We start from the raw sequence: 18,370 nt of genomic DNA on the forward strand, positions 1-18,370 counted from the left end.
GCTACGGTGCGGGAGGCCCGACGGACAGACGCAGGGACTGCGGGGCTGGGGGTGCGCCATGTGCGGGATTGTGGGCCTGTTCTGCAAGACCGAGACGCACCGGCACGAACTGGGACGGCTGACCGAGGTCATGCTTGCCGAGATGGGCGACCGCGGCCCCGACAGTGCGGGGTTTGCCGTGTACGACGCCGGCGTGCCAGGCCGCACCCGCATCACCGTGCTGGCCGAGGGGCTCGAGGTGGACTGGGGGCCTGTGGCCGCTGCCCTCGAAGCGACCCTGGGCGCGGAGGTGACCGTCGCGGCGGTGCACGACCACGCGGTGTTCTCCACCGACGGCGACGGCCGGATCGCCCGCCAGTGGATCATCGACAACGTGGCGGGCGCGACCGTGCTGGCCCAGGGCAACAAGATCGAAATGTTCAAGGCCGTGGGCTACCCGGATCTCGTCGCTGAGCGCTACGACCTGGCGTCGCGCACCGGCACCCATGCGCTGGCGCACACCCGCATGGCCACCGAATCGGCGGTCACCACCAACGGCTCTCACCCGTTCTCCACCGGCTCGGACACCTGCCTGGTGCACAACGGCTCGCTGTCGAACCACAACCGGCTGCGCCGCCAGCTCGAAGGCCACGGCGAGTCATTCCAGACCGAGAACGACTCCGAGGTCGCCGCCGGTTACCTGGCCTGGCGGATGCGCTCGGGCGACTCCATCTCGGAGGCATTGGAAGGCGCTCTCGGCGACCTCGACGGCTTCTACACCTTCGCCATCGGCGTCGCCGACGGGTTCGCCATCCTGCGCGACCCCATTGCCTGCAAGCCCGCAGTGGTGGCCGAGACTGACGACTGGGTCGCCATGTCGTCTGAGTACCGCGCGATCGCCCGCCTGCCCGGTGCGCTGGACGCCGAGGTCTGGGAACCCGAGCCGGCCCGCATCTACACCTGGAGCCTGGCCGCGTGAGGGGCCGCGCGAAGTGAGCGAGCCAGCATGAGCACGCCGGGCCGCATCTTCGACCTCGCCGAAGTGAGCGGGCGCGAACTCAATCAGGCGCTTCACGATGCCGCTGGAGGCGAATCATTCGAGGTGGTCAACCCGCGTGGCGCCCACGCGGTGGCCTGCGGGATCACTGCCGACATCGACGTGGTGGTGCGCGGCTCGGTTGGCTACTACTGCGCCGGCATGCATCAGCAGGGCAGGGTGCGAGTGGAAGGCAATGCCAGCACCGGCCTCGCTGAGAACATCATGTCGGGCGAGGTGCACATCACCGGCAATGCCACGATGTCGGCGGGCGCCACCGGCTGCGGCGGCCTGTTGGTGGTGGGAGGCAACTCGGGTGCCCGCTGCGGCATCTCCATGAAGGGCGTGAACATTGTGGTCGGCGGCAACGTCGGCCACATGAGCGCGTTCATGGCCCAAGCCGGGAATCTGGTGGTCTGCGGCGATGCCGCTGCCGACTTGGGCGACTCCATCTACGAGGCCCAGATCTTCGTGCGAGGCGACGTGGAATCGCTCGGCGCCGACTGCGTCGAGAAGGAGGTCCGTCCCGAGCACGTCGACACCGTGAGCAGGCTGCTTGCCGCTGCTGGTGAGCCGGCCAGCGGGGTCGACGCCGGCGACTTCCGCCGCTACGGATCGGCCCGGCGCCTCTACAACTTCACGATCGACGACGTGGATGCGCTCGCCGCAGCACAACGCGCGGAGCGCTGGAACATCCCGATGGGCGGCGCTTACGGCGAAGAGGCGGTTGCGGAAATGCAACGCGACCGGCGCGCTGAGCTCGCTGAGTTGCTCGACGAGGAACAGGACGGCGGCGGCCGATGACCGAGATCCCTCACGACCCCGGCACGCTGGCCGCTGACCGCACTGCACTCGACGGGTCCGATCCCGACTACTGGCACCTGCGCGAGTCGTACACGTTCGATCGCAACGTGATCGCGGAGATCCGCCGGGCTGCCAACACCGGCATCTACCGCATCCGCGGCTGGGGGGCCAAGCGGCGCCTGCCCACCCTCGACGACCTGGTCTTCCTGGGAGCGTCGATGTCGCGCTACCCGCTGGAGGGATACCGCGAAGCGTGCGGCACCGACGTCGTGATCGGCGAAGACCGGGCCGAGCGCCCGGTGCACCTCCGGATTCCCGTCACGATCGCCGGCATGAGCTTCGGCTCGCTGTCGGCCCAGGCCAAGGAGGCGCTCGGTCGGGGGGCATCAGTCGCCGGAACCTCGACCACCACCGGAGACGGCGGCATGACGATGGAGGAACGCGAGCACTCGTCGGTACTCGTCTACCAGTACCTGCCGTCGCGCTACGGCATGAACCCCGATGATCTGCGGGCCGCCGACGCCATCGAAGTGGTGGTGGGCCAGGGCGCCAAGCCCGGCGGCGGCGGGATGCTGCTCGGCCAGAAGATCACCGAGCGCGTGGCCGAGATGCGCACGCTGCCCACCGGGATCGACCAGCGCTCAGCCTGCCGCCACCCCGACTGGACCGGGCCCGACGACCTCGAGATCAAGATCGGCGAGCTGCGCGAGATCACCGACTGGCAGGTGCCGATCTATATCAAGGTGGGCGCGGCCCGCCCGTACTACGACACCGCGCTGGCGGTGAAGGCCGGTGCCGACGCCGTGGTGGTGGACGGCATGCAGGGCGGCACCGCAGCCACCCAGGACGTGTTCATCGAGCACGTCGGCATCCCGACGATCGCTGCCATTCCCGAGGCGGTGCGGGCGCTGCGCGAGCTCGGAGTCCACCGCCGCGAGGTGAAGCTGATTGCCGCTGGCGGTTTCCGATCGGGCGCAGACGTCGCCAAGGCGCTGGCGCTGGGCGCCGATGCCGCGTCGATCGGCACCGCCGCGCTGATCGCCATCGGCGACAACGACCCCGCGTATGAGAGCGAGTACCGCGAGCTGGGCACCTCGGCCGGCTATTGGGAAGACTTCCAGGCCGGCACCGATCCTGCCGGCATCACCACGCAGGACCCGGAGTTGTCGGCCCGGCTCGATCCGGTACTGGCGGGGCGACGCTTGGCCAACTACCTGCAAGTGCTCACCATCGAGACCCAGATCCTGGCCCGCGCCAACGGCAAGTCGCATGTGCTGAACCTGGAGCCCGAGGATCTGGCCGCGCTCACGGTCGAAGCCGCGGCAATGGCCAAGGTGCCACTGGCCGGCACCAGCTGGGTGCCCGGCGCAGACTGAACTAAGGATCTGCCACAGGACAACTGCTGCCGTTGGAACGCGCGATACCCGCTGCCCTGCTGCCTTTCGAGGCCCCCAGACACGCGAGTTGTCACGCGGCGGGCCCTAACTCAGTGGTTCGAGTCTCGGCCGTATCAGTAGGTTGACGCGCCGGTGCGTCGCCCCTGACACCGCTCATAGCAGGGAAGCGCTTGGGGGCGACGCACTTGCAATCGCAACTCTAGAAGCTGCAGGCGGGCTAGCGGCCCTGCCATTGGGGCGGGCGCTTCTCGGAGAATGCCCGCGGGCCTTCGATGTAGTCGGCGCTGTTGTTCATGGCGCGCACCGCCTCGTAGCGACCTTCATGTGCAGCCTGAACGCTGGCCTCGTTGAGACCAGCCATGGCGGCCTGCTTGGTGGCCCGGATCGACATCGGCGAGCACTCCAGCACCATTTCAGCCCAACGGCGGGCACATGCGAGCGCCTCGCCCTGGGGCACCACCTCGGCGACGATGCCCAGCTCCTTGGCCTCGGCTGCGGGCACGTGACGGCCGGTCAGCATCATGCTCATGGCGCGCTTCAGCCCGATGTGGCGCGGCAGTCGATGCACGCCGCCCGCCAGCGCGGCGAGACCTACCTTGGGCTCAGGCAGCGCGAGCAGCGCGTTCTCAGAAGCCACGATGATGTCGCAGGCCAGAGCGATCTCGAAGCCGCCGCCCATCGCCACGCCGTTCACGGCCGCGATGACGGGCTTGTCGAGATCCCAGCGCGAGGTCAGGCCGCCAAAGCCTGACGACGGCATCGCCGAACGGTCGCCGCCCTCGGCTTGGTACCGCAGGTCGTTGCCCGCCGAGAAGGCACGGTCGCCCTCTCCCGTCACGATCGCGACCCACAGCTCCGGATCGTTCTGGAACTCGTCGAACAGGTCCGACATCTCCGCATTGCCCGGCGGGTGCAGCGCATTCATCCGCTCCGGCCGGTTGATCGTGACGACGAACAGGTGCCCGTCGCGCTCCGCATAACAGAATTCACCCATGCCGCGGCAACCTAGTGGTCAGGCGGCCGCTGCGCTGAGAGGTCCCATGGATAGGCGGCCATCCACGGGTCGTCTGGTTCCCCGGTGCATCGGTCGGGTTGCCCTGACAGTCCCCTGGGTCCGACTGAGACAGCAGAGTCATGGCACGCGTGGTGCGAAACGGCAGCAACGCCGGGCCGCTCCCCGTGATCGAGGAACAGCCCGGCGAAGCCGTCAGCGTTCTATTGGGGGCGGCAGTTGTAGAACCGCCAAATCGAGGCTTGCCTGCCTGTGACAGGGTGAGGGGCGCTGCGGGTGCCTTCACCGCCGTCTACGCAGATGGGGTCGGGTGGGTAGTTGGGGTACCACTTGATCGCTTGAAACCGTATGCCAGCGCGTACCCCGGCTTCGACCTGTCGCCTGTGTGCCGGGTCCCAGAAACACGGGGTGCGATACCACGATCCGGTGTTGTCCTGTGTGGCACGCCAGTGGCCGTGGTACTTGAGCACAATCGCATAGCAGCCGTCGCCGTGGTTGCCGCTTTCCTCGGCGTACTCGCAGTCGCTCGGGTTCTGGAAGCAGCGCAGCACCTCGGCAAGCTCGGGTTCGTTGCTGGCGTCGGCGATGGGCACGCAGCCGGATTCTGACGGCGAGGAGCAGCGCATCAGTACCGGCTGGTCGGCTTCGTCGGCTTCCGTTACCGGCTCGACGTCGAGCCCTTGGGCTTGGGGCCGCTGCCATGTCGTCGCGAGCTTGTCGCTGCTGCCTGCGCTGTGCTGGGCCTTGACCCACACCTTGTAGGTGTCGCAGTGCTTGACCTTGCCGAACGTGACGGTGAGCGTGTCCGCGGCGACGGTCTTGGTCTTGCGCGCGCCGCAGTCAGGGTTGACGCGCACCTTGTAGCCGGTCGGCGTGGTGCCGGTCGTGGCGGCCTGCCAACTCACGGTGATGCCGTCGCCTGCCGCGTCCACCAGCAGCCCGGTAGGCGGCTCGGGCGGCGACTCGACCGGCTCGGCAGCACCGGCTGACGCTGTCGGCACCAGCGACAGCGCTGCGACCGCAGCCACTGCGGCTATGCGCCGGCGGATCACGCCGACACAACGGGAAGGGCTAGCCTGCCCCCCCCCCCCCGGCAATAGGCCTTCCCAGAAGCTTCATTACGATCTCCGATTTGTTCGTGAACTCTCGTGAGCCGCCCGCGAGCGCACGCAGTCGGCCCACCGGCCGCCACATGCTACGCGACACGCACTGCCACCCGCTCCTGCGGCCCCTCGCCGCTAGCGCGACTGAACTTCTTCAACAAGACGTGGCCGTGGTTCATGCGGCCCGCGTAGTGTTCAGCTGGCCAACCCGCTCACCAGCGGGAACGTCGATCTCGGGAGCAGCAGATGCAAGCTCGGGGGTACACCCTCTCGACGCTGCGCGGCGACATCTTCGGCGGTGTCACCACGGCGGTGGTGGGCCTGCCGGTCGCCTTGGCCTTCGGCGTGGCCTCGGGACTCGGCGCAATGGCGGGGCTGTACGGCGCGATCGCTTTGGGCTTCTTCGCGGCAGTGTTCGGCGGAACTCGCTCGCAGATCTCCGGGCCCACCGGGCCGATGGCCGTGGCCATGGCGGTGGTCATCACCGACCATGCGTCGACGCTCCAGGAGGCGCTCACGGTTGTCGTGATGGCTGGGGTCATCCAGGCGCTGCTCGGCGTGCTGCGATTCGGGCGCTTCGTGTCCTACACCCCGTACTCGGTGATCTCGGGATTCATGTCGGGCGTCGGCATCATCATCATCATCCTGCAGACCCTTCCGGCTCTCGGCGCCGAAGCGGCGAACGGCGGTCCGCTCGATGTGATGCGGGCATGGCCCGATGCAATTCTGGATCTGAATGCCAGCGCAGTCGCCATTGCAGCGGTCAGCTTGGGCGTGTGCATCTTCTGGCCCGGCCGGCTGCATCGCTGGTTCCCGGCGACGCTCGCCGCCCTCGCGGTGGGGACCCTGATGGGAGTGCTGTTTCTGGGCGACGCCCCGTCCATCGGCGAGGTGCCCACTGGTCTGCCCGGCTTCGAAGAGCCTGCGCTGTCGTTGGGGATCCTGGCCGGCGCAGTGCAGCCCGCCATCACGCTCGCCCTGCTGGGCGCCGTCGACAGCCTGCTCACCTCGCTGATCGCCGACTCGATGACCCGGACGAGGCACAACCCGAACCAGGAGCTCATCGGCCAAGGACTGGGCAACATCGCCGCCGGCCTGGTGGGCGGGCTGCCGGGCGCGGGGGCCACCGTCGGCACGGTGGTGAATATCCGGGCCGGCGGGAGCACCCGGGTCTCGGGTGCGCTGCGCGCGCTGGTGCTGCTGGCGCTGGTGCTGGGCGCGGGGAGCTACGTGGAGTCGGTGCCGCTCGCGGCGCTGGCGGGAATCCTGCTGAAAGTAGGCTGGGACATCGTGGATTGGCGCTTCTTGAAGCGCATGCACCGGGTGCAGCGCGAGCACCTGATGATCATGGGCATCACGATGGTGCTGACGGTGGTGCTCGACCTCATCACCGCGGTGGCCATCGGCCTGATCGTGGCGGCCATGTCTGCTGCCCGCCAGTTCGAGCGGCTGCAGCTCGACAGCGTGGTCTCCGTGCCGCTGCTCGACCAGAGCTTCCTTGCCGAGGGATCGGACGGGGCCGACGCTGACGGCTTCTCGGCGCGGGTCGGTCTGGTGGCGTTGCGAGGCACCTTCACCGTCGCCTCGTCGAAGAGCCTCATCGACATCTTGGGCGCAGACATCGCCGAGCACGAAGTGGTCATCATCGACTTCACCGACACCGTGCACATGGACGACAGCGCGGCGCTCGTGGTTGAGAACCTGCTCGAGACTGCCGCCGACAGCGACACCGAGGTCATCCTGCTCGGTCTCGAGGGCGCCCCCGCGACGAGCCTGCAGGCGCTTGACGTGCTGGAGCGCGTGCCGCGGGATCGGATAGTGGACTCGCTCGATCAGGCCCGGGAACTTGCTGGGGACCTGCTGGGGACGCCGGATTCGGGCTGAGCGGCTCGCTTCAGCCGGTTGGCGAATAGATGGGGTGTGTCCCGAACTGGTTCTTCGTGACGGGGGTGCCGGTCTCGGCGTAGTAGCCGGCGCCGCGCACCACCGAGTCGAGATATGACGGCAGCGGCCGGCGGATCATGTGCTCGGCATAGTGCTCCCGCTCAACTGCAGGCACGTCGTCGCGCAGCAGCGCGACCACCTTGATGCTGAAGTCGCTGCCGCTGGGCTCGCCGTCCTGGGGGGTGATGCGCCATCGCACCAAGGCAGTCCGAGCCCCCGGCGGGCCGAGCACCAGGTCGTAACCGACGCCGTCGAACCAGTCGCAGAACTCCCGCTGGTAGTAGACGCCGCTGTAGTAGTAGACGTGGTCGCGGCTGCGGGCGCCGTCCCAGACGTTCACCTCGTTGCGCTCGCAGAACGGATGGATGTTGGTGAGGTTGCCAGCCGGGCTGATGGCCGCCCAGACGTCGGCTGGCGGGGCTGCCACCGCGACGCTGCCGATGATCGGCGCCATCATCTCGTAGCCGTCGCCGGCGTGCCGCTGCACCAGTGCTTCGTCAGAAGGCGTCAGTGCGCCGTTCGTCGCTTCGTCCATGCCGCCATTGTGACCCACAGCCCGCAGCGTCGCGGCTCAGGCTGAGCGGGGCCAGACCACGGGGTAGCGGTCGAGCTCCATGGTGGAGCCGGCGTCGAGCCCGTCCACGTGCAGCACCTGGGCGGTGCCGATGCGGGGGTCGTAGCGGACGTCGGTGCCGATGTAGCGGGCGGCGTAGCCCCGACGCGCCCGGCCCTGGTCCGCGTTGCCCTGCGAGCCGTGCAGGATCATCGCCCAGAAGGCGACCGCGTCGCCCGGTTCGAGATCGAACGAGATGATGTCGTAGCTGTCGCGGTCGGCCTCGATGTCGGGCATGAGCTCGTAGTCGGGATTGCGTTCGTAGTCGTGGGCGTTCGTCGGAGCGAAGGTGCGTGGCTGGAACCAGCGGTCCCAGGCGTGCGAGCCGCGGACGTACTCAACCCGGCCGTTGGTGGCGTCGACGGTGTCGAGCGCGATCCAGAACGACATCACCTGGCGACCCGAGATGGGCCAGTACGGCTGGTCGTTGTGCCACGGCACCGGCTGGCTGGAGCCGGGTTCCTTGACGAACAGCTGGTCGTAGTACATGCGCACGATGGGCGAGCCGAACATGGCAGCCGCCAGCTCGCCGAGCCGAGACTGCGTGACGAATTCTTCGAACAGCGGATGGAAGCGCCACAGATCCAGCGAGCCGAAGAATCCGGTGGACTCGTAGTTGTGCGCCGTGGGGCTGGGGTTGGCCATCTCGTCGGCAACGCCGCCGCGCAGCCGCTCCACCCACTCGTCGTCGACCACATTGCGCAGCGCCACCACGCCGTCGGCGCGGAACCGCTCGATCGTGTCGTCATCGACGAGGTCGTGTGCTGGTCGGTCCAGAACCGTGTCGCTCATCGTCGTCCCCTGTCGCCAACGTCGCGTCAACAGTGCCAAGTCAACACGATGAATGCACTGCAGTGCCACCGGTCGCACTGCCAGCCATGGCACGGCGCGACGCCGCACTGCCAGACTCGCGGCCACAGACTGAGACCCGGGCCCGAGCGGCCCGCGCGCAAGGCGAACGAGATCGGGAAACAGGGCGGGAACATGAGCGACGATCACGGCAACGACGGCGGCGATTTGGGAGTCATCCCGGGGCTGCCGCCCCAGCCGCACCGGGGCTGGACATTCGACGAGCAGCCGGTCGGCAAACGCTGGAGCACCAGCCGGAGGACCATCACCGAAACCGACCTGGTGGTGTACGCCACCCAGTTCGGCTTCGGCGAGGGCCTGTTCCTGGATGCCACCGCCGCCGAGCGCGCCGGCTACAGCGGGCGGCTGGTGCCCGGAAGCCTGGTGATGTCGCTGGCGGAAGGGCTGGTCATCAGCGGCGGCGCCATAGCCGGCACCGGCGTCGCCTACCTCGGCGCCACCGTCGAGGTGAAGGGCCCCACGTTCGTCGGCGACACGCTCCAAGTGGTGGCCGAGGTCACCGCCGCCCGCCTTACTTCACGCGGCGACCGCGGCATCGTCACCACCCGCAACGAGGTCTTCAACCAGCACGGCAACCTCGTGATGGTCTACTCCCCCACCCGCATGATCCTCTGCCGCCACGCCGACTAGCCCCCGCGCAGGATCTGTCGCGGCAGTACGGTCGGCGGCTGGTGCGGCGGGCTGGTTCTTGGGCTGTCGGCCGGAATTGCGGGAGGACTGATGAGCAGGTTCACGGGACGGGTGGCGATCGTGACGGGGGCGGCCGGCGGAATCGGGCTGGCGGCGTGCGAACGGTTCGCGTCCGAGGGGGCGACAGTTGTGGCGGTGGATCTGGCCACGACTGACTTGGGCGCGGCGGTGGCGACAGCTGAAGCTCAAGGTGCTGCGGCGCTCGCCGTCGGGGCTGATGTCACCCAGTCCGACGAGGTGGCTGGTTATGTGCAGGCGGCCATGGACAACTTCGGCCGTGTCGACGTGCTGTTCAACAACGCCGGCATCGAGGGCACCTACTACCCGATGGTCGACTACCCCGAAGACGATTTCGACCGGGTCATCGCGGTCAACGTGCGCGGCGTCTGGCTGGGCATCAAGTACGCCGCGCCGGCGATGATCGCAGGGGGCGGCGGGGCCATCGTGAACACGGCATCGGTTGCCGGGCTGTTCGGATCTCGCGGCATCTCGCCGTATTCGGCCAGCAAGCACGCCGTGGCCGGGCTCACCAAATCCGCAGCCTTGGAGCTGGCGACGTCGGGCGTGCGCGTGAATGCCGTCTGCCCGGCGCCGATCGAGACGCGCATGATGCGCTCGCTCGAAACCTTCATCGGCGGCGAGAACGCCGACGACATCCGCAAGGCGTTCGCCGAGCGCCTGCCGGCTCAGCGCTACGGCGAGCCCCACGAAGTCGCCGCACTGGTGGCATTCCTGGCCTCCGACGAGGCCAGCTACATCACCGGCAGCCTCTACCCCATCGACGGCGGCTTCTCCGCCGGTCGTTGAATCGCGCTGGTGGGCCGGGGAGGATTCGAACCTCCGTAGGCGAAGCCGACGGGTTTACAGCCCGCTCCCTTTGTCCGCTCGGGCACCGACCCAGATGAGCAGCAAAGCCTAAAGCGTCGCGGCATCGCAACAACCAGACCATCCTTCCTCGCTAGCTTGCGGTTATGGCTTCATTCGATGTTGTGTCCAAAGTGGACATGCAGGAGATCCGAAACGCCGTGGATCAGGCGTCCCGTGAGATCGCCAACCGCTACGACTTCCGCAACACGGGCAGTGCCGTGGAGCTGGGCGAGGGTGCCATCAACATGCGGTCGAGCACCGAGGATCGGCTCACCGCGATGCGCCAGGTGCTGGAAGAGAAGCTGGTGCGCCGCCAGGTCAGCCTGAAAGCCGTCCACTACGGCAACGTCGAAGAAGCCGGCGGCGGCACGGTGCGCCAGGCGGCTGCCCTGCAGGCGGGCATCTCGTCGGATCGGGCCCGCGAGCTGAACAAGTTCATCAAGGGCCTCGGGATCAAGGGCGTGCAGTCGCAGACCCAGGGCGATCAGCTGCGGGTGAACTCGAAGAAGCGTGACGACTTGCAGACCGTCATCGCCGAACTGAAGGCCGGAGACTTCGATGTCCCCCTGCAGTTCGAGAACTTCCGCGACTGAGTCCGGCCCGCGTCGCGCAGGCGGCCGGCGTTCGACAGCTGTTGGCCAGGTTCAGATCGCTTCTTGCCAGGAGCCGTCGCGCAGGCGGCGGATGCGCTCCTCCATCGGCGGGTGGGTGGTGAACAGTCCCTTGAAGCCCATGCGGCGGCTGGCCAGCGGGTTCGCGATGTACATCTGCGCCTGATTCGGGTCGGCCAGGCTGGGCACCGTCTTGGAGGCCACGTCGAGTTTCTCGAGCGCCCGGGCAAGCGGTTCGCCGTCGCCGATGAGGCGCGCAGCAGTGCGGTCGGCCTGGTATTCGCGGCTGCGGCTGATGGCCATCTGCAGCAGGGTCGCCGCAATCGGCGCCAGCAGGATCAGCAGCAGCTCGCCGAGCGGGTTGCGATCGTCGTCGCGTCCGCCGCCGCCGAAGATCATCGCCCACTGGGCCATGTAGGCCGCGAAGGTGATGGCTGTTGCGACGGCCGCCGCGACGGAGCCGATGAGGATGTCGCGGTTGCGGATGTGGGCCATCTCGTGGGCCAGCACACCCCTGATCTCGTACCAGCTGAGGTGGCGGATGAGCCCCTCGGTGACGCACACGGCGGCGTTGTTGGGGTTGCGGCCGGTGGCGAAGGCGTTGGGTTGCGGATCGGGCGAGACGTACAGCCGAGGCATCGGCAGGCCCGAGAGCTCGGTCAATTCCTGCATGACCCGCCAGTAGTCGGGAAGCTGGTGCGGCTGGACCTCTTGAGCCCGGGCGGAGCGGATCGCCAGCTTGTCGCTGAACCAGTAGCTGCCGCCCACCACGGCCAGGGCGACGATGACGGCGAGAATGAGGCCGCTCTGGCCCCAGAAACTGCCGATCCACAGGATCAGGCCAGCGAGCAGGGCCAGAAGAAACGTGGTCTTGAACGTGTTGCGCACTGTGCTTGACGCCCCTTTCGCGTCGCGCGGGAGCGGGTGATGATGCCCGGATTCAGGCTAGTGACGGGCAATGTCGCCGCGTTCGCGGGCATCGGACGGGCGCACAGTCTGCGGATGGTCACGGTCACGAGCGCAAGCTGAGTTGTGCAGTGGACAGGACGGCCGCGGTGGCGAGGCCGGCGGACCAGCGAGGCTTTGGTACGGCGACTAGTTCTTGGCGTCGACGAGGCGCCAGTCGTCTGAGCCCGGGCTGTAGCGGCCCCGGAAGTCGGGGTCGTAGGCCGCGGCGAGCTCGGCAGCGTGCCCGATGGATGACCGGTATGCGTCGATGATGGCGTCCTCGGCGTCGTAGTCGAAAGGGTCCTGCATGCGGCGCTCTTTCGTGCTGCCGCGCCGGACCGGATTCTCATACAGGTCGCGGGCCGTCATGCCGACAGCTTCGACAACGCCGACCTTGTCGCGGTAGCCGAGCTCGGCGATCATCAGGTCGGGCGCCATCGACCGGTGCAGCGATTCCTCCTCCCCGAGGAAGGGACGCGCAGGCGTCGCCAGGTCGCCGGGCAGGTTGACGATGTCGAGTTCGACGTCGAGCGCAGCCGCGATCACCTCGATGGTCTGGCGGGCTGTCAGGGTGTGCTCGTCGCTGATGTTGTACGCCTTGCCGGCGGCGATCTCCCGATGATCTGCGGCCAGCGTGAGGGCGTGGCCGGCATTCGGGCCGTACGCCGCAGCACGGAGCGTGAGGCCGCCATCAGCCACGATGATCCGGCGACGGCCGTCGATGATGCGCCGCACGATCAGCCACTCGCGGGGGTTGATCTGGCCGGGCCCGTAGATGAGCGGGTAGCGGAACATGGTGGCGTCAGGATGGTGTTCGAACAGCACGTCCTCGGTGGCGACGATCTTGGCCACCTTGTCGTTGGCATCGTTCACCGCCCGATCGGACGACTCGCGCAGCGGTGTGAGCAGGCCGCGTGGCCAATTCTGCGCCGGACGTGCGTAGCCCTTGTAGACGGGGATCCCGCCGACGGCGATGAACTGGCCGCAGCGGCCGACGAAGTACGGCGCCAAGTCGCGCAGCCGGCCGTACATGGCGTACACGACGTCGAACGTGGCGTTCCCGAGCGCCTCGGCGACTTCGTCGATGCGGAACGGGTTGGTGTGGATGTGCGGCACTTCGGACTCGGGCGGCAGCGTGTCGACCTCATGGCGCCCGGTGTGCAGGACCGTGATGTCGTACCCGCGCTCGAACAACCCGTTCACCACACCAGGCCCCGTCGGCCCCGTGCCGCCGATCACCAACGCCGTAGCTACCATCTGCTCATGCTGCCAGCTTGGCCCGGTAGTGACAGGCCGACCCAGCGACGGTGGATCACGGCCGCCATTTGGCTCGGGCTTGCCGTGATGCTTGGCAGCTGGCTCCTCGAGGACCAAATCTCGTCCGGCTCGGCGACGACGCTTCCGCTTATCGGACTTGTTGTCGGACTTGGGATCATCATCGTCAGCGTCATCCCGTACTTGTGCAAGCAACAGGAGTGGAAGCGGAGTGCTCGAGAAGCGGGTTTCTCGCGGCGCGAGATTCGGCGTTCCACGGGACTGACTGCCGGCTATTGGATCACGATGTTCGTAGCGATGTGGCTCGTCCGATACCTGATCGACTTCGTCGCATCCTCTCCACATGATGCGGGCCGGGTTGTGCTTGCCGTCACAGTCGTCGTTGTAGTCGGCGTCATGACGGGCAAACGTCTCGAGGTCATTGCCGCCGCTGCTCGAACTCGGCAGGGAATCACACTCAGCGGATGGTGGACATCGACGGCAGGAATCAGGACGACGTTTGTACTGAGTATCGCGGCGATCATCGCAGCGCTCTTGGCGTTGTTGGCTTGGCCGGATCGCTCAGGGCTCCGCATCGTCGCGATGATCGTTGCGGTCAGCGCAGCATCCGGCGGGAGGGCCGCGATCACCCGGCTGCGCTCGCTGCCTGCCGACGAACCAGTCGACCCACCTCAGCTTCCTGACGAGTCGGTCGCCGGGCGGCCCTAACCGAAGACTCTGCGCAGCCAGTCCAAGAACGACCGCGCCGCAGGTCGCCCCAGGTCGAAGGCTCCGGCCCGGACCGACGTTCCCATCTGGCTGCCCTCCGTCCGGACGGCCAGCCACGCGTGGACCTCTGCCTTTGCAGGCTGAGGTGGCCGATCGTCGGACAGAAGCCCGGCGATGTAGTCCTGCGCGTGCGGCCAGACGGTGTCGCCTACGGGAATCAGATCACTGACGAAATTCTCCAGCTCACCGGAATTCACATTGTCGGGCATGAGCCAAACGCCGACAGTGGGTTGGCCTGGCTCACGCGGCAGCACGACGGTGCCAGACGGGTCGGGCTGAGGCGGCAACTGGATCTTTGCGTCTGACAGATGGTCACCGATGCTCTGCCAGCGTGCGGGGACACTCGAATTCGCGTCCACAACGATGCCCAGCGCTGTCCGGCCCGGGAGGACTGCCTCCGTTGCCAAACTGGCTACGACCTGCTCAACGCTGTTCTTCTTGATGATCTGGAACTCCAAGGATGACGGGGACCTGTCGTTGAGATGCCAGATCACGCTGTCATCGTCGGGTCCCTCAACGAGCAGCACGCGTCGAGAGTCGGCAGTCGGTATGGACATCGCGGCAGTTACCGGACTTCGATGCCTTGGTCTGCAGCGACCTTCAGCATGCGCTCCGTGTACTCGACGGCGCGGACGCCGCCCTTGTCATCGACTTTCTCAAGCCGGACTGCTAGGCCCTCGGATTCTTCGTCGTCGTAGGCAGCCTGGGCGAATCCCGCAACGCAGTCCCAGCTGTGGGTGGTTGCCAGTACTTGCACGTTGTACTCGCGGGCCGCGCACAGCACCATCGCCCAGTACTCGCGTTGCAGCGTGTGATGGATGCCGTTCTCCGCCTCGTCGATCAGGAGGAATCCGTCGACGGCACCGGCAAATGACGTCGACATCCCAAAGACCCGCACCGCGCCGTCACCCATGCTGCGCAGCGGCACCCGACTAGCGAGATCCGGCTTGACCAAGATGCGGCGTTGGCGGGACTGATCCCGCCTGCCGACGGCCGCGACGCCCTCCATGTCGGTGCCCGTCACCAACTGCAGCGCCGAATTGGCCTGCGCCTCACCGGGCGTCAGCGCAACGTCGTCCCATTGCTCTGCGAGCGTCGTGCTGTCTGGCACATCGGGTCCGAGGCGGCTGCAGTTCAGTTGATCGGGCCAATCGGCTTGACCGGTGTTGGCTGGTGCGTCAGCGAAACTGGTCATCGGCCACGGTCGCTCCCGCACGATCGGACTCTCGCCAACCACGCCTCCAAACAACGGCTGGCGCCGTTCTTGTCCGTCGAAAGAGATCTTGAGCTCGGGACCGACTGGAAGGAACGCACCGGGCTGAAACGGGGTGCCGTCGGGCGTGGTGAATGCCTTCCACTCGCGAGGCCGGAACGGCAGCACGTACTCGACGCCCAACTGCGCCCCTTCCTGGCATGGCGCGACAGTGAATTCAGTGCCGAGTTCCGGCTCACGGCCGTAGAAGAGCGACTCGTAGTCGGGAAGCTCTCTCGCCTCGCCCCGACTGTCAGTGAAGAGACGATGTTCCTCGTGGTGCTGCACGATTCTGACCAGCGCGGGCGGGTCGCCGCGCGCCGCCAGAAGCTCGACTGCTTCGAGGACCGTGGTCTTGCCCACACCGTTGCGGCCTGCCAGCAGCGTGACGCGGCCGAGGCGTTCGATGTCGAGGCGGTTGATGCCGCGGAAGCCGCGGATCGACAGCGACGGCAGGTGCAAGCTGTCTGCTGTGGAGTCGTCAGGCATGTCGCACCGCCAAGGCCGCCCGTAGCGGCAGGGTACCGCGCCTCAAATCGGCGACTGCAAGAGATTTACTGCAGACGCCGAGGTCAGTGGGGGTGGTAGCCGCTGTCGATGTAGAGCGTCGGCAGGTCGAGGTCGCGGTACATGCGGACGTTGCGCATGTCGTCGTCGATGGCGAGGCGGGGGGTGTAGCCGCACTTCAGCAACGCTTGGGTCTGCTCGCCTTTGAACAGCGGCGACGGCTGGAAGTCGCCCATCGGTCGCATGATGAGCAGGTCCCAGCGGACCTTGTGCTTGACGAGCCAGTCGAGGGTCGCGCCCGACACCCAGGTCGGCCGGGAGGTGAGGGCCACCACCACCAGCTCGGGATTCAGCAGCACGAGCAGCTCGAAGACCTCGTCGAGCACGTCGTCGTCGCCCACGTCTGCGAAGAACGAGTCCCAGTCGCGCCACGGGCCGTCGAGGTGATGCTGGCGGTGGGAGGCATCGGCCAGCACGCCGTCGATGTCGACGATCACGCAGTCGCCCGGCGGCACCGGCCCGTCCCGCCACCACCAGTACGCCGGCCAGTCGCCCTCGGAAACCGACGCGGCAAAGGTTCGCCTGTGCCTCGGGCCCTTCGCCATGTCCAGCTCAGTCTTCGCTGGGGGCTTCGGCGGCGCGGGTGCGGATCTCCTCCACCACGCCCGCGTCGGCCAGCGTGGTGGTGTCGCCGAGCTGGCGGCCCTCGGCCACGTCGCGCAGCAGGCGGCGCATGATCTTGCCCGAGCGGGTCTTGGGCAGGTCCGGCACCAGCACCACCGCCTTGGGCCGGGCAATCGCCCCCAGCTTGGTGGAGACGTGCTGGCGCACTTCCTCGCGCAGCTCATCGGTGGCGTCGTGGCCGCCTCGCAGGATCACGTAGCCCACGATGGCCTGGCCGGTGGTGGCATCGGTTGCGCCCACCACGGCTGCCTCGGCCACCGACGGATGGTCGACCAGCGCCGACTCCACCTCGGTGGTGGAGATGCGGTGGCCCGACACGTTCATCACGTCGTCGACACGACCGAGCAGCCACAGGTAGCCGTCGTCATCGAGCTTGGCGCCGTCGCCGGCGAAGTAGCGGCCTTCGTACGTGCTCCAGTAGGTCTCCCGGTAGCGCTCGGGATCGCCCCAGATGCCCCGCAGCATCGACGGCCACGGCTCGGTGATGGTCAGGTAGCCGCCGCCCCGCTCGACCGGGTTGCCGGCGTCGTCCACCAGCTCCACCGTGATGCCCGGCAGCGCATGGGTGGCCGAGCCGGGCTTGGTGGTGGTGACGCCCGGCAGCGGGGTGATCATGTGGCCGCCGGTCTCGGTCTGCCACCACGTGTCCACGATGGGGCAGGTGCCCCCGCCGATGTGGGTGTGGTACCACATCCAGGCCTCGGGATTGATGGGCTCGCCGACCGTGCCGAGCACCCGCAGGCTGGACAGGTCATGCCGCTCGACCTCGCCCGCACCCCATTTCATGAACGTGCGGATGGCCGTGGGTGCCGTGTAGAGCTGGGTCACGCCGTAGCGCTCGATGATGTCCCACAGCCGGTCCTTGGGCCATGACGCCCGGTCGCCGTCGCGGAAGTCGGGGCGCGGGGTGTCGGGCGTGCCCTCGTACATCACCGACGAGGCGCCGTTGGCAAGCGGCCCGTACACGATGTAGCTGTGGCCGGTCACCCAGCCGATGTCGGCCGCGCACCAGAAGACGTCGACGTCGGGCTTGAGGTCGAACACGTAGCGATGCGTGAACGCCACCTGGGTGAGGTAGCCGCCGGTGGTGTGCATGATGCCCTTGGGCTTGGCCGTGGTGCCCGAGGTGTACAGCAGGTACAGCAGATCCTCGGAGTCCATGTGCTCCGGCGGGCAGTCTGCCGAAGCGCCCTCCATCAGGTCGTGGTACCAGTGGTCGACGCTGTCGTTCCAGGACACGTCCTGGCCGGTTCGCCGCACAACGACCACGTTCTCGATGGTGGTGGTGGCCTCGACGGAGGCGTCGGCGGTGTCTTTCAGGCCGAACGGCTCACCGCGCCGGTAGCCGCCGTCGGCGGTGATGAGCAGCTTGGCCGATGCGTCGTCGATGCGGTCCGACAGCGAGTCGGCCGAGAACCCGCCGAACACCACCGAGTGGGCAGCGCCGATGCGGGCGCAGGCCAGCATCGCCACCGGCAGCTCGGGGATCATCGGCATGTAGATGCACACGCGGTCGCCGCGCTGCACGCCGAGGCCCTTCAGCACGTTGGCGAACTTGCACACCTCGTCGAGCAGGTCGGCGTAGGTGATGGTGCGGATGTCGCCGGGCTCGCCCTCCCACCAGTAGGCCACCTTGTCGCCGCGGCCAGCCTCGACGTGGCGGTCGAGGCAGTTGTAGGACACGTTGAGCGTGCCGCCCAAAAACCACTTGGCGAACGGCAGGTCCCACTCGAGCACGGTGTGGAAGTCGGTGAACCAGGTGACGTGCTCGCGGGCCTGGCGAGCCCAGAACGCCAGCCGGTCGGCGGCTGCTTCGTCGTACAGCGACCGATCAGCCGTCAGCGCCGCCGAGCGGAAGTCCCCCGCGGGCTCGAAGACGCGGTCCTCGACGTAGTAGTCCTCGATCGTCGCCTCGGTGCTCGTGCCTGTCGCTGGTGTCGTGGCCATCGGTGCCCCTGTCTCGTCGTGCTGGCGGTGTGCGAGTGCGGATCGGGCCGGCGTCGCGTGCGA

General features: G+C 67.7%; 17 protein-coding genes, 1 tRNA gene and 1 pseudogene. 8 read left to right on the forward strand and 11 right to left on the reverse strand.

From position 1 onward, the window contains the following. Nucleotides 1-58 precede the first annotated feature (58 nt). From ACOGW9_RS07750 to ACOGW9_RS07760, 3 genes and pseudogenes are all read left to right on the forward strand, one after another. Nucleotides 59-958 carry a class II glutamine amidotransferase gene (locus tag ACOGW9_RS07750; protein WP_419909983.1) on the forward strand — a complete coding sequence of 300 codons (900 nt, stop codon included), beginning with the start codon at nt 59-61 and terminating at the stop codon, nt 956-958. A gap of 27 nt (nt 959-985) precedes the next feature. Further along, nucleotides 986-1,675, forward strand: a pseudogene (locus tag ACOGW9_RS07755) (protein glxC); the annotation flags it as partial. 140 nt (nt 1,676-1,815) lie between these two features. Further along, on the forward strand, nt 1,816-3,195 hold the full coding sequence (locus ACOGW9_RS07760; protein ID WP_419909985.1) for an FMN-binding glutamate synthase family protein: 1,380 nt from the start codon (nt 1,816-1,818) through the stop codon (nt 3,193-3,195). Nucleotides 3,196-3,433: 238 nt separating this feature from the next. Here ACOGW9_RS07760 and ACOGW9_RS07765 read toward each other — a convergent pair whose 3' ends face one another. Together ACOGW9_RS07765 and ACOGW9_RS07770 are read right to left on the reverse strand one after the other, a co-directional pair. After that, nucleotides 3,434-4,210, reverse strand: a complete 777-nt coding sequence (locus ACOGW9_RS07765; protein ID WP_419909987.1) for an enoyl-CoA hydratase-related protein — start codon at nt 4,208-4,210, stop codon at nt 3,434-3,436. Nucleotides 4,211-4,431: 221 nt separating this feature from the next. Next, nucleotides 4,432-5,280 carry a fibronectin type III domain-containing protein gene (locus tag ACOGW9_RS07770; RefSeq protein ID WP_419909990.1) on the reverse strand — a complete coding sequence of 283 codons (849 nt, stop codon included), beginning with the start codon at nt 5,278-5,280 and terminating at the stop codon, nt 4,432-4,434. Nucleotides 5,281-5,577: 297 nt separating this feature from the next. On the opposite strand from ACOGW9_RS07770, the gene ACOGW9_RS07775 reads away from it, so the two are divergent. Further along, nucleotides 5,578-7,215: a SulP family inorganic anion transporter gene (locus tag ACOGW9_RS07775; protein ID WP_419909992.1), complete on the forward strand. Its 1,638-nt coding sequence runs from the start codon at nt 5,578-5,580 to the stop codon at nt 7,213-7,215. Nucleotides 7,216-7,225: 10 nt separating this feature from the next. Here the strand turns inward: ACOGW9_RS07775 and ACOGW9_RS07780 are convergent, their stop codons facing one another. Both ACOGW9_RS07780 and ACOGW9_RS07785 read right to left on the reverse strand, forming a co-directional pair. Next, entirely contained in the window at nt 7,226-7,810 is a 585-nt protein-coding gene (locus ACOGW9_RS07780) for a hypothetical protein (protein WP_419909994.1), read from the reverse strand. 36 nt (nt 7,811-7,846) lie between these two features. Then, a complete protein-coding gene (locus tag ACOGW9_RS07785; protein ID WP_419909995.1) occupies nt 7,847-8,680 on the reverse strand; it encodes a phytanoyl-CoA dioxygenase family protein in 834 nt (277 codons plus the stop codon). Nucleotides 8,681-8,872: 192 nt separating this feature from the next. Here ACOGW9_RS07785 and ACOGW9_RS07790 point away from each other — a divergent pair, with 192 nt between their 5' ends. Continuing rightward, nucleotides 8,873-9,388, forward strand: a complete 516-nt coding sequence (locus tag ACOGW9_RS07790; RefSeq protein ID WP_419854800.1) for a MaoC family dehydratase — start codon at nt 8,873-8,875, stop codon at nt 9,386-9,388. A 90-nt stretch (nt 9,389-9,478) separates the two neighbouring features. Then, complete coding sequence (locus ACOGW9_RS07795) at nt 9,479-10,255, forward strand: SDR family NAD(P)-dependent oxidoreductase (protein WP_419909998.1); 777 nt, start codon at nt 9,479-9,481, stop codon at nt 10,253-10,255. A 7-nt stretch (nt 10,256-10,262) separates the two neighbouring features. On the opposite strand, the gene ACOGW9_RS07800 is transcribed toward ACOGW9_RS07795, so the two are convergent. Then, nucleotides 10,263-10,347 (reverse strand) — tRNA-Tyr (locus ACOGW9_RS07800). A gap of 72 nt (nt 10,348-10,419) precedes the next feature. On the opposite strand from ACOGW9_RS07800, the gene ACOGW9_RS07805 reads away from it, so the two are divergent. Continuing rightward, nucleotides 10,420-10,908: a YajQ family cyclic di-GMP-binding protein gene (locus ACOGW9_RS07805; protein ID WP_419910000.1), complete on the forward strand. Its 489-nt coding sequence runs from the start codon at nt 10,420-10,422 to the stop codon at nt 10,906-10,908. Between the two features lie 51 nt (nt 10,909-10,959). Here the strand turns inward: ACOGW9_RS07805 and ACOGW9_RS07810 are convergent, their stop codons facing one another. Both ACOGW9_RS07810 and ACOGW9_RS07815 read right to left on the reverse strand, forming a co-directional pair. Beyond that, nucleotides 10,960-11,814, reverse strand: coding sequence for a M48 family metalloprotease (locus ACOGW9_RS07810; RefSeq protein WP_419910002.1), 855 nt, complete (start codon nt 11,812-11,814; stop codon nt 10,960-10,962). 207 nt (nt 11,815-12,021) lie between these two features. Beyond that, on the reverse strand, nt 12,022-13,131 hold the full coding sequence (locus ACOGW9_RS07815) for a hypothetical protein (protein WP_419910004.1): 1,110 nt from the start codon (nt 13,129-13,131) through the stop codon (nt 12,022-12,024). Between the two features lie 315 nt (nt 13,132-13,446). Here ACOGW9_RS07815 and ACOGW9_RS07820 point away from each other — a divergent pair, with 315 nt between their 5' ends. Then, nucleotides 13,447-13,857, forward strand: coding sequence for a hypothetical protein (locus ACOGW9_RS07820; RefSeq protein ID WP_419910006.1), 411 nt, complete (start codon nt 13,447-13,449; stop codon nt 13,855-13,857). Here ACOGW9_RS07820 and ACOGW9_RS07825 read toward each other — a convergent pair. From ACOGW9_RS07825 to acs, 4 genes are all read right to left on the reverse strand, one after another. Next, a complete protein-coding gene (locus ACOGW9_RS07825; protein ID WP_419910008.1) occupies nt 13,854-14,444 on the reverse strand; it encodes a DUF3226 domain-containing protein in 591 nt (196 codons plus the stop codon). The genes ACOGW9_RS07820 and ACOGW9_RS07825 overlap by 4 nt on opposite strands. A 38-nt stretch (nt 14,445-14,482) precedes the next feature. Continuing rightward, a complete protein-coding gene (locus ACOGW9_RS07830) occupies nt 14,483-15,658 on the reverse strand; it encodes an AAA family ATPase (RefSeq protein WP_419910010.1) in 1,176 nt (391 codons plus the stop codon). A gap of 83 nt (nt 15,659-15,741) precedes the next feature. Further along, complete coding sequence (locus ACOGW9_RS07835; protein WP_419910012.1) at nt 15,742-16,281, reverse strand: hypothetical protein; 540 nt, start codon at nt 16,279-16,281, stop codon at nt 15,742-15,744. Nucleotides 16,282-16,288: 7 nt separating this feature from the next. Continuing rightward, a complete protein-coding gene (gene acs, locus ACOGW9_RS07840) occupies nt 16,289-18,307 on the reverse strand; it encodes an acetate--CoA ligase (protein WP_419910014.1) in 2,019 nt (672 codons plus the stop codon). Nucleotides 18,308-18,370 lie beyond the last annotated feature (63 nt).

Source organism: Candidatus Poriferisodalis sp. (assembly GCF_965203655.1).
Classification (GTDB): domain Bacteria; phylum Actinomycetota; class Acidimicrobiia; order Acidimicrobiales; family Poriferisodalaceae; genus Poriferisodalis.